The organism is Microbacterium sp. As-52 (assembly GCF_049949185.1).
GTDB classification, from domain to species: domain Bacteria; phylum Actinomycetota; class Actinomycetes; order Actinomycetales; family Microbacteriaceae; genus Microbacterium; species Microbacterium maritypicum_A.
This window is the reverse complement of record NZ_CP188171.1, coordinates 570,308-585,152: the sequence shown is the minus strand read 5'-3', so window position 1 is coordinate 585,152 and position 14,845 is coordinate 570,308. Positions and strand designations below refer to the sequence as shown.

General features: G+C 67.9%; 14 protein-coding genes. 10 read left to right on the top strand and 4 right to left on the bottom strand.

Annotated features, from left to right (window positions below; translation table 11 throughout):
* Positions 1 to 11: 11 nt before the first annotated feature.
* Positions 12 to 461, bottom strand: a complete 450-nt coding sequence (locus tag ACLFA2_RS02845) for a succinate dehydrogenase hydrophobic membrane anchor subunit (protein ID WP_029260561.1) — start codon at positions 459 to 461, stop codon at positions 12 to 14.
* A complete protein-coding gene (gene sdhC, locus ACLFA2_RS02840) occupies positions 461 to 895 on the bottom strand; it encodes a succinate dehydrogenase, cytochrome b556 subunit (RefSeq protein WP_072591539.1) in 435 nt (144 codons plus the stop codon). Before sdhC ends, ACLFA2_RS02845 begins: the two co-directional genes overlap by 1 nt.
* A 183-nt stretch (positions 896 to 1,078) precedes the next feature.
* On the opposite strand from sdhC, the gene ACLFA2_RS02835 reads away from it, so the two are divergent.
* The 10 genes from ACLFA2_RS02835 to ACLFA2_RS02790 all read left to right on the top strand — a co-directional run bounded on the left by ACLFA2_RS02835 (position 1,079) and on the right by ACLFA2_RS02790 (position 12,668).
* On the top strand, positions 1,079 to 2,194 hold the full coding sequence (locus ACLFA2_RS02835; RefSeq protein WP_029265715.1) for a mannose-1-phosphate guanylyltransferase: 1,116 nt from the start codon (positions 1,079 to 1,081) through the stop codon (positions 2,192 to 2,194).
* Between the two features lie 160 nt (positions 2,195 to 2,354).
* Entirely contained in the window at positions 2,355 to 3,476 is a 1,122-nt protein-coding gene (locus ACLFA2_RS02830) for a BMP family lipoprotein (RefSeq protein WP_021199708.1), read from the top strand.
* Between the two features lie 134 nt (positions 3,477 to 3,610).
* Entirely contained in the window at positions 3,611 to 5,125 is a 1,515-nt protein-coding gene (locus ACLFA2_RS02825) for an ABC transporter ATP-binding protein (protein ID WP_021199707.1), read from the top strand.
* On the top strand, positions 5,122 to 6,441 hold the full coding sequence (locus ACLFA2_RS02820) for an ABC transporter permease (RefSeq protein WP_029260564.1): 1,320 nt from the start codon (positions 5,122 to 5,124) through the stop codon (positions 6,439 to 6,441). Before ACLFA2_RS02825 ends, ACLFA2_RS02820 begins: the two co-directional genes overlap by 4 nt.
* On the top strand, positions 6,438 to 7,724 hold the full coding sequence (locus tag ACLFA2_RS02815) for an ABC transporter permease (protein WP_021199705.1): 1,287 nt from the start codon (positions 6,438 to 6,440) through the stop codon (positions 7,722 to 7,724). Before ACLFA2_RS02820 ends, ACLFA2_RS02815 begins: the two co-directional genes overlap by 4 nt.
* Before the next feature lie 26 nt (positions 7,725 to 7,750).
* Positions 7,751 to 8,149, top strand: coding sequence for a cytidine deaminase (locus ACLFA2_RS02810; RefSeq protein ID WP_017828470.1), 399 nt, complete (start codon positions 7,751 to 7,753; stop codon positions 8,147 to 8,149).
* Complete coding sequence (locus ACLFA2_RS02805) at positions 8,146 to 9,459, top strand: thymidine phosphorylase (protein ID WP_401125247.1); 1,314 nt, start codon at positions 8,146 to 8,148, stop codon at positions 9,457 to 9,459. Before ACLFA2_RS02810 ends, ACLFA2_RS02805 begins: the two co-directional genes overlap by 4 nt.
* A 50-nt stretch (positions 9,460 to 9,509) precedes the next feature.
* Positions 9,510 to 10,625 carry an adenosine deaminase gene (locus ACLFA2_RS02800; protein ID WP_292768364.1) on the top strand — a complete coding sequence of 372 codons (1,116 nt, stop codon included), beginning with the start codon at positions 9,510 to 9,512 and terminating at the stop codon, positions 10,623 to 10,625.
* 2 nt (positions 10,626 to 10,627) lie between these two features.
* Positions 10,628 to 11,737 carry a polysaccharide deacetylase family protein gene (locus ACLFA2_RS02795; RefSeq protein WP_426622003.1) on the top strand — a complete coding sequence of 370 codons (1,110 nt, stop codon included), beginning with the start codon at positions 10,628 to 10,630 and terminating at the stop codon, positions 11,735 to 11,737.
* 37 nt (positions 11,738 to 11,774) lie between these two features.
* Positions 11,775 to 12,668 (top strand): carbohydrate kinase family protein, encoded by an 894-nt coding sequence (locus ACLFA2_RS02790; protein WP_021199701.1) that lies wholly within the window; start codon positions 11,775 to 11,777, stop codon positions 12,666 to 12,668.
* A 3-nt stretch (positions 12,669 to 12,671) separates the two neighbouring features.
* Here ACLFA2_RS02790 and ACLFA2_RS02785 read toward each other — a convergent pair whose 3' ends face one another.
* Together ACLFA2_RS02785 and ACLFA2_RS02780 are read right to left on the bottom strand one after the other, a co-directional pair.
* Complete coding sequence (locus ACLFA2_RS02785; RefSeq protein WP_021199700.1) at positions 12,672 to 13,415, bottom strand: alpha/beta hydrolase; 744 nt, start codon at positions 13,413 to 13,415, stop codon at positions 12,672 to 12,674.
* 50 nt (positions 13,416 to 13,465) lie between these two features.
* On the bottom strand, positions 13,466 to 14,758 hold the full coding sequence (locus ACLFA2_RS02780; protein ID WP_426622002.1) for a flavin-containing monooxygenase: 1,293 nt from the start codon (positions 14,756 to 14,758) through the stop codon (positions 13,466 to 13,468).
* Positions 14,759 to 14,845: the final 87 nt, after the last annotated feature.

Here is a 14,845-nt window from a genome sequence, read left to right as displayed (position 1 = left end):
TATGCCTTCTTCTAGTTCCCGACGATCGCGGCGCATTCGGACCAGAGGACGCTGTCCTCGGTCACACCCAGGCACGGGTCGAACGTGAAGACCACGAGCGTGCCGAGGATGATGAGCAGGCCGGCGGCCAGCCCGAGCGCCCAGACCAGCGCCTTGCGCGCCGTGCTGTTCGTCACGTAGTCGTTCACGATGGTGCGCATGCCGTTGGCGCCGTGGATGAGTGCGAGCCACAGCATCAGCACATCCCACCACTGCCAGAACGGCGTGGCGAACTTGCCCGCGATGAACGCGAAATCGAGGGCGTGGATGCCTTCGCCGACCATGAGGTTGACGAACAGGTGACCGAAGATCAGCACGACGAGCACGACACCCGAGACGCGCATGAAGATCCAGCCCCACTTCTCGAGATTGACGCCGCGGCGGCGACGAGCCGGGGCGGCGGCGATGGTCTGTGCAGACATCAGTGTCCCCCTCCGAATCCGGCGAACGCGAGCATCAGGTGGCGGGGCACGAAGCCGGCCATGATGATGCCCCACACCAGCAGGACGCCCCAGAACAGCTGGCGCTGGTACTTGGCGCCCTTCGACCAGAAGTCGACGGCGATGATGCGCAGGCCGTTCATCGCGTGGAACACGATGCCGGCGACGAGCACGACCTCACCGAGGGCCATGATCGGGTTCTTGTATGTCCCGATGACGGCGTTGTACGCCTCCGGTGACACCCTGATCAGCGCCGTGTCGAGCACGTGCACCAACAGGAAGAAGAAGATGGCGACTCCGGTGATGCGGTGAAGCACCCACGACCACATGCCTTCGCGACCCCGGTAGAGGGTGCCGCGGGGGGTCTTGGACGTGGTTTCCGAAATCGACGGTGTCAAGCGGGCGCTTGTGGACACGGTCGTCCTCCCTGGATCGATGTGACTCGGTCGCGTGCGCTGCGCTTGTCCAAGTGTGAGCCTGTCGAAGTGTCAGGCACGCCCGATCGGTGACCATCCTATTCCTGTCAGATCACTGGGAGCGACGAAGGGGAGCCTAAGTGTCTCGATGTCGAGATGATCGCTGCGGCTACCCTGGGCAGGGTGAGCACACCCATCGAGGACTTTTACGCAGTGATCCCCGCCGGCGGCATCGGCAGCAGGCTGTGGCCGCTCTCTCGTGCGGATGCACCGAAGTTCCTGCATGACCTGACGGGATCCGGACACTCCTTGCTGCGCGACACCTGGGATCGGCTCGTGCCGCTCGCCGGTGCGGATCGGATCGCCGTGGTCACCGGCCGGGCTCACCGGGCGGCCGTCGAGGCGGAGTTGCCGGGGATCCCCGACCTGAACGTGTTCCTGGAGTCGGAGCCGCGCGAGTCGGCAGCCGCGATCGGGCTCGCCGCGGCCATCCTGCACCGTCGCAATCCCGACGTGATCATCGGCTCCTTCAGCGCGGACCACGTGATCCGCGGCACCCGGGTGTTCGAGTTCGCCGTGCGCGATGCGGTCGAGGTGGCGCGTGAGGGCTACATCTGCACGATCGGCATCACGCCGACCGAGCCGGCGATCGGCTTCGGCTACATCAAGATGGGACCCGAGCTCGTCGTCGACGGTGCGCGTGAGGCCGCGCTGGTGGCGAGCTTCGTGGAGAAGCCCGACCTCGAGACCGCCAAGGCGTACATCGCCGACCGCGGCTACCTCTGGAACGCGGGCATGTTCATCGCCAAGGCCGGTGTGCTGCTGGAAGAGCTGGCCGTGAACGAGCCTGAGCTGCACGCGGGACTGCTCGAACTCGCCGAGGCCTGGGACGATCGCGACCGTCGTGGCCCCGCGGTCGATCGGATCTGGCCGCGACTGAAGAAGATCGCCATCGACTACGCCGTCGCCGAGCCCGCCGCCCGACGGGGACGCCTCGCCGTGGTCCCCGGTCACTTCGACTGGGACGACGTGGGGGACTTCGCGTCGCTGACGAAGCTCATCACCAACGGTCGCAAGAACGACCTCGCCGTGCTCGGCCCGAACGCGCGGGTGCTCACGGATGGTGCGAGTGGGATCCTCGTCAGTCAGACGTCCCGCGTCATCAGCCTGGTGGGGGTGCAGGACATCGTCGTGGTCGACACCCCCGACGCGCTGCTGGTCACGACGGTGCAGAATGCGCAGCGGGTGAAGAGCGTCGTCGAGTCGCTCAAGCTCACCGGTCGCGGGGACGTGCTCTGACGCCTGCTCCGATGAGCAGGCGGAGACGCTCATCGGCTGTCTTGATTTCAGCTTGGTAACCATTGGCCAGCACGTGCGGCACGGGCGTGCACAAAAGCCGAAACAGTAGGTAACTTTGATCGATCCGCGATGGCCGCGGTTTCGTTGAGGGAGGCATCAGTTGACCATCTCCACCACCAAGAAGCTGCTCGGCGTCACCGTCGCCGCTGGCGTCGTCTTCGCACTCGCCGGTTGCGGCCAGGCTCCGACAGACAAGCCCGCCGGCTCCGGCGAGCCGGTTGCCTCCGACTTCCTTCCCTGCCTCGTCTCCGACGCCGGCGGATGGAACGACAAGTCGTTCAACCAGTCCGCCAAGGAGGGCATGGACAGCGCCGCCAAGGAGCTGGACATCAAGCCGCTCGAGTTCGAGTCGGCCAATGACAACGACTACGCGCCGAACCTCGAGACCGCGGTCTCGGAGGGCTGCTCGCTCATCGTCTCGGTCGGCTTCAAGCTGTCCGCCGCGACGGTCGAGTCGGCTCTCGCGAACCCCGACATCGACTACGCGATCATCGACGACTGGGCCGACAACGACTTCGACGGCAACGTCGATGCTCCCAACATCAAGCCCCTGGTCTTCGACACGGCTCAGGCCGCATACCTCGGTGGTTACGCCGCCGCGTCCTGGTCCGCGCAGAGCGGCGTGAACAAGGTCGGCACCTTCGGTGGAATGCAGATTCCGTCGGTCGCCGTGTTCATGGACGGCTACCAGCTCGGTGTCGAGAAGTACAACGAGGACAAGTCCGCTGCGGTCGAGGTCTTCGGCTGGGACGAGGCCACGCAGAAGGGCTCGTTCACGGGCGGCTTCGACGCGAACGACACCGCCAAGCAGACCGCACAGGGTGTGCTCGACCAGGGCGTCGACGTCATCCTCCCGGTCGGCGGCCCCGTCTACCAGAGCGCGGCTGCGGCGATCGCCGACAGCGGCAAGGACACCCTGATGCTCGGTGTCGACAGCGACCTCGCCGTCGCCGACCCGAGTGTCGCCGGCATCACGCTCGTCTCGATCATGAAGGCGATCGACGTCGCCGTGAAGGACGCGACCATGGCCGCGGCCCAGGGCGAGTTCGACCCGGCCCCGTACGTGGGCACGCTCGAGAACGAGGGCGTCAAGCTCTCCGGCTTCGGCGACTTCGAGTCGAAGCTCCCGGAAGGTCTGACCGACGAGCTCAAGACTCTGCAGGAGCAGATCATCTCGGGCGACATCAAGGTGGAGTCCCCGAACTCCCCGACCTCCAAGTAAATCCGTCGCAGTTCCCGCACGGGGCGAGTGGTGAGCAGGATGCCACTCGCCCCGTGTCGTGGACGCACGATGATCCCCCTGGAAGACTCGTCTGGATGGCTCTTCTGGATGACTCTTCTGGATAAGGTGCAGATATGAAGCTCGAACTTCGCGGCATCACCAAGCGATTCGGCACCCTCGTTGCCAACGACCACATCGATCTGGTGGTCGAACCGGGTGAGATCCACGCGCTGCTCGGTGAGAACGGCGCAGGCAAGTCCACCCTCATGAATGTCCTCTACGGCCTGTATCAGGCCGACGAGGGCGAGATCCTCCTCGACGACGAGGTGCAGCGCTTCCGCGGTCCCGGTGACGCGATGGCTGCGGGGATCGGCATGGTCCACCAGCACTTCATGCTCGTCCCGGTGTTCACCGTGGCCGAGAACGTCATGCTCGGACATGAGCAGACCAAGGCCCTCGGCACGCTCGACATCGCGAAGGCGCGAGAGCACGTGCGATCGGTCGCGGCCCGCTTCGGCTTCGACATCGACCCCGACGCGCTGGTCGGAGATCTTCCCGTCGGCGTGCAGCAGCGCGTCGAGATCATCAAGGCGCTGTCGCGTGACGCGAAGGTGCTCGTGTTCGACGAGCCCACCGCGGTGCTCACTCCGCAGGAGACGGATGAGCTGATGGGCATCATGCGTCAACTGCGTGACGAGGGCACGGCGATCGTGTTCATCACGCACAAGCTCCGTGAGGTCCGCGAGGTCGCGGACAAGATCACGATCGTGCGCCTCGGCAAGGTCGTGGGTGAGGCTTCGCCCACTGCGACGAACTCCGAGCTGGCATCGCTCATGGTCGGCCGCGCGGTCGAACTCACCGTGCACAAGGAGCCGCCGCGCCTGGGTGAAGGCGGCTTCGAGGTCACGGGTCTGCGCGTTCTGACGCCCACCGGCGCCATCGTCGTCGACGGGGTCGATTTCGCCGTCCGGCCGGGGGAGGTGCTCGCGATCGCGGGCGTCCAGGGCAACGGTCAGACCGAGCTGGTGGAGGCCATCGTCGGTCTCGCCGCCCGTGTCGAAGGCAGCATCCGACTCGACGGCAACGAACTCGTAGGCAAGAGCGTGCGGGCGATCCTCGACGCCGGCGTCGGCTTCGTGCCGGAAGACCGGACGGAAGACGGCCTGGTGGCCGGGTTCTCCGTCGCGGAGAACCTGATCCTCGACCGTTCGGACGACCCGGCGTTCAGCCGCGCCGGCACGCTGCGGCGTGGAGCGCTCGACGAGTTCGCCCGTGCGCGCATCAAGGAGTACGACATCCGCACGCAGGGTCCCGAGACCCCCGCCGGCACGCTGTCCGGCGGAAACCAGCAGAAGGTCGTCATCGCCAGGGAGATGAGCCGCGATCTGCGCCTTCTCGTCGCGGCGCAGCCCACCCGCGGCGTGGACGTCGGCTCGATCGAGTTCATCCACAAGCGGATCATCGAGACGCGTGACGCGGGTGTGCCCGTGATCGTGGTCTCCACGGAGCTCGACGAGGTCGCAGCTCTCGCCGATCGGATCGCGGTCATGTACCGCGGCACGATCGTCGGCATCGTCCCCGGCGACACGCCTCGGGAGACGCTCGGACTCATGATGGCCGGAGCGGCCGAAGGGGAGGTGGCCGCGTGAGCGGAGCGACGCCCGGCGCAGGAGATGTGACCAAGGGGATCCCGCCGCAGGAGCTCGCAACGAGCACCGGCACGGTCCCGCGCGACCCTTCCGACGTGCCGCCGCCCCCGCGCGGCAACGTCATCCTCAAGGAGATCCTCCGCGGCAGTGCCGTGACCACGATCCTCGCGATCGTGCTGGCGCTCATCGTCGGCGGCATCCTCATCGCGCTGACGAACGAAGACGTCCAGGCGGCATCCGTCTACTTCTTCGCGCAGCCCGGTGACACGTTCGTCGCCGCCTGGAACGCCGTCTACAACGGATACGAGGCGCTGTTCCGCGGGGCGATCTTCAACGCCCGTGGCGCGGACTTCGCGGCGCAGATCCGACCCCTCACCAACACGCTCGGCTTCGCGGCACCGCTCATCGCGGCCGGCCTCGGCGTCGCGCTGGCGTTCCGCGTCGGGCTGTTCAACATCGGCGCTCGCGGTCAGATGCTGATCGGCGTCGCCGTCGCCGCGCTGCTGACGTTCTCGCTCGACCTGCCGATCTGGCTGCACATCCCGGTCACGCTCATCGCCGGTATCGCGGGCGGTGCGCTCTGGGGTGCGATCGCGGGACTCATCAAGGCCCGCACCGGTGCGCATGAGGTGATCCTCACGATCATGCTCAACTACATCGCGTACTACCTGCTGCTCTGGATGATCCGCACCCCGGGTCTGCTGCAGAAGCCGGGCACCAACCAGGCCCTCGGATCGGCGACGCCGGAGAGCGCACAGTTCCCGACGCTGCTCGGACCGCAGTTCCCCCTTCTCGACCTCGGCTTCGTGATCGTGATCGTGGCGACACTGTTCGTCTGGTGGCTCATCGAGCGCTCGTCGCTCGGCATGCGGATGCGCGCCGTGGGCGAGAACCCGCACGCCGCGCGGGCCGCGGGCATCAGCGTGCAGCGCATCTACGTGTACGCCATGCTCTTCGCGGGCGGCCTCGCGGGCCTCGCGGGCATGAATCAGATCCAGGGAGCGGTGACCACGGGTGTCACCGAGACGATTGACGCCGGCATCGGCTTCGACGCCATCACCGTCGCCCTCCTCGGGCGCAGTCGTGCCTGGGGCACGTTCGCCGCCGGCATCCTGTTCGGCGCGCTCAAGGCGGGGTCGTTCTCGATGCAGGCGCAGGACATCCCGGTCGACATCGTGCTCGTCGTGCAGTCGCTCGTCGTGCTGTTCATCGCCGCGCCGCCGCTGCTGCGCACGGTGTTCTTCCTCCCCAAGACCGATATCGAGAAGGCGGCACGGCTCAGAGCCAAGGCCGCGAAGAAGGCGGTGGCGGCATGATGTCCCTCGTGCAGACCCAGGCCGCCGACGGCACGGTGCAGCTCGCGACCGTGAAGGAGCGGCACCTCAAGGCGCCGATCGTGCTGGCCGGAGCGACCGTGCTCCTGGCCCTGCTGTTCCTGCTCGTGCCGCGCGACGGCATCAGCACGTTCCGCCTTTCCGACCAGTCCTCGGCGCTCGCGCTGCCGGATGTGGCGCTGCCGACGGCCTCGACCTTCTGGGTCGTGTTCGGCATCCTCGTGGTGCTCACGGTGGGGGCGTTCCTGCGGGCATGGACCTACCGTCCGCCGTCCCTGTGGCTCGTGATCGCCTTCAGCGTGCTGGCCGTCTTCGCGTTCCTCGTCTGGGCCTCCGCCGGCGGACTCGTGCCGGTCACGAGCCTGCTGTTCGGCGCGGTCTCGCTCTCGGTGCCCCTGGTGTTCGGTGCCCTGGGCGGTGTCATCGGCGAGCGTGCCGGCGTCGTGAACGTCGCGATCGAGGGGCAGCTGCTTCTCGGTGCCTTCTCGGCAGCGCTCCTGTCGAGCATCACCGGGAACCCGTTCGTCGGCCTGGTCGGGGCGATGATCGGCGGCGTCCTGGTGGCTAGTGTCCTCGCCGCGTTCGCGATCAAGTATCTGGTCGAGCAGGTCATCGTCGGTGTCGTCCTCAACGTGCTCGTCACCGGTCTCACCGGCTTCCTCTACGGCGCACTCCTCGCTCCGAACGAGGCGACCCTGAACACGCCCGTGCGATTCCCGCGCGTCGAGATCCCGGTCCTCAGCGACATCCCGATCATCGGGCCGGTGCTGTTCAACCAGACCTTCATCGGGTACCTGATGTTCATCACGGTCGCCGTGGTGGCCTGGGGCCTCTACCGCACCCGGTGGGGTCTGCGGCTGCGTGCCGTCGGGGAGCACCCGCAGGCGGCCGACACCGTGGGTATCAAGGTGAACCCGACCCGGTTCTGGAACGTGCTGCTCGCCGGCGCGATCGCCGGCATGGGAGGCGCGTACTTCACCCTCGTCTCGGTGCCGCAGTTCGGCAAGGACATGACGGCCGGGCTCGGCTTCATCGCCCTCGCCGCTGTGATCTTCGGCCGATGGGATCCCATCCGTGCGACCCTCGCGGCGCTGCTGTTCGGTTTCGCGACCAACCTGCAGAACCTGCTGTCGATCCTGAAGACGCCCATCCCGGGCGAGTTCATGCTGATGCTGCCGTATGTCGTGACGCTGCTCGCGGTCGCCGGATTCGCCGGGCAGATCAAGGCCCCTGCCGCAGACGGCAAGCCCTACATCAAGTCGTAGCCCTGCCGGAAGAGAGAAACATCGCAATGACCGACATCGACTGGGATGAACTGCGCCAGGTCGCCACGGATGCCATGACGAAGGCGTACGCGCCGTACTCGCGCTACCGCGTGGGTGCGGCCGCCCTCGTCGGCGACGGCCGCATCGTGGCCGGCTGCAACGTGGAGAACGCGTCGTACGGTGTGACGCTGTGCGCGGAGTGCGCCCTGGTCGGTGACCTGCACATGTCCGGCGGCGGCCAGCTCGTCGCGTTCGTGTGCGTCAACAACGAGGGGCAGACGATCATGCCGTGCGGACGCTGTCGCCAGCTGCTGTTCGAGCATGCGATGCCCGGGATGCTCCTGGAGACCGTCTCCGGCATCCGCACGATCGACGAGGTGCTGCCCGATGCGTTCGGGCCGCGCGACCTGGAGGAAGCACGATGACCGCTGGACAGGCTCAGGGAGCCATCGAACCGTTCGACGCGATCGATGTGATCCGCGCCAAGCGCGACGGGGGCGCCGTGCCCGAGGCGGAGCTGCGGTGGATGGTCGATGCCTACACCCGCGGCTATGTCTCGGACGCGCAGATGGCGTCGTTCGCGATGGCGATCTTCCAGCGCGGCATGGAGCGCGACGAGATCCGCGTGCTGACCGACGCGATGATCGCGTCGGGGGAGCGGATGAGCTTCGCCTCCCTCGGCAAGCGCACGGTCGACAAGCACTCCACGGGTGGCGTCGGCGACAAGATCACGCTGCCGCTCGCCCCGCTGGTCGCCTCGTTCGGCGTGGCCGTGCCGCAGCTGAGCGGTCGCGGGCTCGGTCACACGGGCGGCACGCTCGACAAGCTCGAGTCGATCCCCGGATGGCGCGCTGCTCTGAGCAACGAGGAGATGTTCGCGCAGATGCAGGGAGACGTGGGCGCGGTCATCTGCGCCGCCGGCTCCGGCCTCGCCCCCGCGGACAAGAAGCTGTATGCGCTCCGCGACGTCACCGGCACCGTCGAGGCGATCCCGCTGATCGCGTCGAGCATCATGTCGAAGAAGATCGCCGAGGGCACGGACGCTCTCGTGCTCGATGTGAAGTTCGGCTCCGGTGCGTTCATGCAGGACATCGATCGCGCCCGCGAGCTCGCCCGCACCATGGTCGCTCTCGGCACCGACTCCGGGGTCGCGACGACCGCCCTGCTGACCGACATGAACGTCCCGCTCGGCCTTGCGATCGGCAACGCGAACGAGGTCCGTGAATCCGTCGAGATCCTCGCCGGTGGCGGACCCTCCGATGTGCGCGAGCTCACGATCGCCCTGGCACGCGAGATGCTCGCCCTCGCAGGTCAGCCGGACGCCGACGTGGAGGCCGCTCTCGACGACGGCCGCGCCATGGACACCTGGAAGGCGATGATCCGCGCGCAGGACGGAGATCCGGATGCCGCGCTCCCGACGGCGCGCGAGACCCACCAGGTGCTCGCCCCCACCGACGGGATCATCACGCGCATGGATGCCCTTCCGTTCGGGGTCGCTGCATGGCGTCTCGGCGCGGGGCGCGCCAGGGCGCAGGACCCGGTGGTCTTCGAGGCAGGCATCGATCTGCATGCGAAGCCGGGCGATCGCGTCGTCGCCGGCCAGCCGCTCTTCACCCTCTCAGCCGCCGACGATGCCCGGTTCAGCAGGGCTCTCGACGCCCTCGATGGTTCGTGGGAGATCGGGGATGAGGCGCCGGTGACCGGCCCCATCGTCCGTGAGCGCATCACGGCGTGACGGCGGACCGCTAGCCTGAACTGAGCACATCCGCGACCGAGAGGATCACCATGTCGATCGATGCGAACGGCGACGTCACACTTCAGGGGATCTCCCTGCGGAGCCTTCCCAAGGTGTCGCTGCACGACCACCTCGACGGCGCGCTGCGGCCCGCCACGATCATCGAGCTCGCGGACGCGATCGGCCTGGAGATTCCGGAGTCCGACCCGAAGGCGCTGGGGTCGTGGTTCGCGAAGCAGAGCGATTCCGGTTCGCTGGTCGAGTACCTCAAGACGTTCGACCTCACGACCGCCGTGATGCAGACGCAGGAGGGCCTCACCCGTGTCGCACGGGAGTTCGTCCAAGACCTCGCCGCCGACGGCGTGATCTACGGCGAGGTGCGCTGGGCGCCCGAGCAGCACCTGGCTCGCGGCCTCACGCTCGAACAGACGGTGGAGGCGGTGCAGCAGGGCATCGAAGAGGGTGAGGACGCCGCGGACCGCTCGGGACGCAGCATCCGCGTCGGGCAGCTGATCACGGCGATGCGGCACACCGATCGCGCTCTCGAGATCGCCGAACTCGCGGTCGACTTCCGCGGACGCGGTGCCGTGGGCTTCGACATCGCCGGTCCTGAGGATGGCTTCCCGCCGTCGAACCACCGCAAGGCGTTCGACTACCTCGCCGAGAACTTCTTCCCCGTCACCGTGCACGCGGGAGAGGCGGCGGGTCCCGCCTCCATCCGCTCGGCTCTGCTGGACGGACGCGCGCTGCGGCTCGGCCACGGTGTGCGCATCGCCGAAGACCTCGAGGTCATCACCCAGGAGGGCGACGAGGTGCAGGTGCAGTTCGGCGACCTCGCGCGCTGGGTCCGCGACCGCGAGATCCCGCTCGAGCTCTCGCCTTCGTCGAACCTGCAGACCGGGGCCATCGCCGCGTGGGGCAACACCATGGTGGACCACCCCTTCGACCTGCTCTACCAGCTCGGGTTCGCGGTGACCGTGAACGTCGACAACCGCACCATGAGCGCCACGTCTCTCACGCGTGAGCTCGCCCTGCTCGTCGAGGCGTTCGAGTACGACCTCGACGACCTCGAGACCTTCCAGTTCAACGCCGCCGCCGCGGCGTTCCTCCCCGTCGAGGAGCGCGAGGAGCTCGTGGAGATGATCGCCGAAGGCTTCGACGCCTGACCATGGCTTCCGGGGGGAAGAAGCGCCGCACGCGCGCCGCGATCATCGTCAGCGCCGTCGTGACCGCCGTCGTCGTCGGAGGTGGCGCTGCCGCCTTCGTCTGGCTGAACCGTGCGCAGGAGAACACGATTCCGAAGGCGCAGTCCGCCACGATCGAGCATCCGCTGACGCCGGCGGAGCAGATCGTGGCGGATGCGAACGATCCGCGCGCCTGTGCGGTGACCTTCTCGGGCGACGGGGCTCCTGCCGACCCGATGCTGCAGTTCCAGGACGCCCTGTACCAGGGCCTTCCGATCCCGCAGCTGGAGGGTCGGGTGTTCGCCGGCTGGTACGCGACGGCAGCGGACGCCGGAGCGTTGACGGTCGCGGCCCGCGTGAACGGCGCCGACCCCGTGGTGTGCACGGACCAGCAGGTCGAGCTCTTCGCCGCCTGGAAGACGCCGGAGGAGAACGCCGCGGAGAACGTGCGAGTGCCCATCCTCATGTATCACCAGTTCACGGCGAACCCCGAGGGGGAGAAGGGCTGGCTGCGCGGCAACTACGCCTACATCGGTGACTTCGATGCACAGATGAACCACATCGCGACGACGGGCTTCTACCTGCCCACCTGGGACGAGCTCAGCGCCTTCATCGACGGGCGGCTCTCGCTTCCTGCGAAGAGCGTGATCATCACCGATGACGACGCCGACCAGTCGTGGTTCGATCTCGCGGTGCCGGTCGTCGACAAGTACAAGCTGCTCAGCACGTCGTTCATGATCACGGCCTATCGGCAGGATCCGGCGCCGTCCGTCTATGTGCAGCGCCGCTCGCACACGCATGACATGCACCAGGCGGGCGACAACGGCAAGGGCCGGATGGTCAACTGGACGGCCGATCAGATCGCGGCAGACCTGACGACGTCGGCTCAGATCCTCGGCGTGGGTCAGGTCGTGGCGTATCCGTACGGGCACTACAACGACACCACCAAGCAGGGCGTCGCCCAGGCCGGCTACGAGATGGGACGTACCATCGAGCCCGGATATGTGAAGATCGGCACCGACAAGCTCGCCCTTCCCGTCGTGCGCATCGACTACGGCATGGGGCTGGACGCGCTGGTCTCGCGCATCGGCTGAACGAGACGGCCGAGACGAGGCACGACAGGATGGTCCCATGCCCTCCTCCTCAGAGTCCGCAGCGGAATCCGCCTCCGTCGTCATCGTCGGGCCGGCATCGTGGAACACGATCATCGTGCTGGATCGGCTTCCCGAGCCGGTGCCGCACATGCAGTTCGCCGAGGACACCTGGGAGACGGTCGGAGGGACCAGCGCGGGCAAGGCGCTCAGCCTGACCGCGCTGGGCCGGACCACACGGCTGCATGCCATCTCCGGGACGGATATGGAGGGCGGGCGCGTGCGCGACGCATTGCGCGCCGCCGGCGTGCAGACCTCCTGGGACGACGGGGTCACCGAACGACATCTGAACCTGATGACGCGTGAAGGCGGTCGCGTCTCGCTGTACCTGTCGACCCCGAGCACGGCCGAGGGCACGCGCGACGACCGGATGCGCGACCGGATGGTCGCTGCCGATGCGGTCGTGCTCGACCTCGCCGCGGAGCCCCTGCGCCTGCTGCCTCTCGCCCGATCGACCGGCACACCGATCTGGGTGGATGTGCACGACTACGACGGCAGGGCGCACTACCACCGGCCGTTCCTCGACGCCGCTGATGCGGTGTTCTGCAACGCCGACCGGCTGGACGACCCGGTCGTGTTCCTGCAGTCCCGCATCGCGGCGGGAGCGCGCCTGGCCGTGTGCACCCTGGGAGCGGAGGGGGCCGTGGCGGTCGACGAGCACGGCGTGGTGCATCGGGTTCCTGCGGTGCCCGTCGAGGTCGTCGACACGAACGGCGCGGGTGATGCGTTCCTCGCGGGCGTGCTCGACGCGCGGCTCGACGGGGCGGGCGTCACCACTGCGCTCGAGGCGGGGGCGCGTTCGGCGGCGGCGGTCCTGCGCACCCGGCACCTCCATCCGCTGCTCGACCCGGTCCTCGGGGCCGTGGGGAGGTGACGCTCAGGGCGAGAGCGGTGCGAGGAACTCGTCGGTCAGACGCGTGACCTCCGCGTGCATCTCGTCGCGGGAGATCGTCGGAGTGCCGTCGCCGTCCTGCGGTCCGTAGTCGCCGAAGGACGCGTGCGACGCCCCTTCGATCTCGACCATGTCGGCATCGGCGGGCAGCTGATCGCGCGCATCGGCGATCTTCTCGGGGGTGGACAGCCCGTCTTCGCTGCCGGACAGGCTGAGGACGGGAAGCCCAGTGCCGGAGAGATCGTTCGCGCAGTAGGAGGCGAACAGGACGAGCGCATCGGCGTCGTCCGCGAGCTGGCATGCACGCACGCCGCCCAGGGAGTGCCCGCCGACGCCCCAGACATCGACGTCGGGGGCCGCCGAGGTGAAGGCGTCGAGTCCGCGCGGGTCGAAGAACGCCAGGTTCAGCCACGGGCGTGTGATCACGACCGTGACGCCCTCTTCGGCCAGCCCCTGCAGGATCGCGGCATACGCCCACGGATCCACCTTGGCCCCGGGGATGAAGACGAGGCCGAGGTCCGATCTCCCGTCGGCGGGGGCGAGCACGATGCCCTGGTCGGCATCGGTCACGGTGATGGCCGGGTTCTCCCGCACCGAGGCGAGCGGCTCCGGCTCCGCGGCCATGACGCCGATCTGGGTCCAGGCGAGCACCCCGCCGACGGCGACGACCAGCACGATCGCGACGCTCCACAGCACGCGCTTCAGGATCCGTCGGGGCTTCTTCTGCACGAGACAACGCTACTCCGCCCGGTCGACGGTCGCTCGTCACCGAGAGGGCGCTACGCCCGTGACTCCAGAATGCGCTTCTCGTTGCGGACGGCACCGCGGTAGGCGTCCTTGTTGACGTAGTAGGCCATCCGGTCCAGCCCCAGGTAGCGATAGCCGCCGGTCACATCGGGCCAGGGGCTTCCGGTCACACGGTCGCGGAACCGCGACGCGCGCGCCGGATCCTGCTCGACCGCGTTCAGGTAGGCCGCGAGCAGCTCCGCCTGCTCGTAGCGGCCCTGCCAGCCGATGCCCGAGGCCTCGATCATGCCCATCACGTAGAGGCCGTTGAACGAGGCGGGGAAGACGTTCAGGAACAGCCGCGGCGCGGCACCGCGCCAGTGCAGGTGCTCGCGGTCGACGAACGGATAGTCGAGGGTGTAGCCGGTGGCGAGCAGCACGAGGTCGTAGTCGTCGGCGCTGCCGTCACGGAAGTGCACGCTCGCGCCGTCGAAGCGCGAGACGTCGGGACGGATGCGCAGATCGCCCTGCCCGAGGTGGTTCAGGACCATGGTGTTCACGATCGGGTGCGACTCGTAGATGCGATAGTCGGGCTTCGGGAACCCGAACCGCACGGGGTCGCCGGTGAAGGCCCGCAGCACACGACTGTCGATGGCCTGCTTGATGCGCGCGGGGAGCGGTCGCCCCTGGTTGAGAGTGTCGCTCGGCCTGCCGAACAGATACCGCGGAACGAAGTAGTACCCGCGGCGGACGCTCATGTCGACGGATACCGCATGATGCACGGCGTCGACCGCGATATCGCAGCCGGAGTTGCCCGCGCCGATCAGCAGCACGCGCCGGTCCTTCAGCTGCTCGGGCGACTTGTAGGCGTGCGTATGCAGCAGCTCGCCTGTGAACTCACCAGGGAATGCCGGGATGTTCGGCTCGGCGAGCGTCCCGTTCGCGAGAACGACGCCCGCGTACCAGTGCGTCTCGTCTCCCCTGGGGCCGGAACTGGTCAGATCCCAGCCGCCGTCGCGCGGCTCGAGACGCACGACCCGCGTGTCGAAGCGGAAGAGGTCGGTGAGCCCGAAGTGCCGGGCATAGTCGTCGAAGTAGTCCTTGAGTGCCCGGTGTCCGGGGTAGTCGACCCGGGACCGCATGGGGAACTCGGTGAACTCGGTCGTCGTGCGGGAGGAGATGAGATGCGCGGACTCGTACATCGTGCTGCGGGGATTGCTGATGTCCCACAGCCCGCCGACGCCGTGCGAGGCCTCGTATCCGTCCACGGAGATCCCGCGCTTCTGCAGGGCGCGCGCTGCGGCGAGGCCGGACGGACCAGCGCCGATCACGGCATATCTGTTCATGTGGCTCCCGGATACCTGTGTGTTCTCGCACGTCGTCGTGCGCGAAACGCCCCCGCCCACCGATCGTATCGGCAGGCGGGGGCGTCG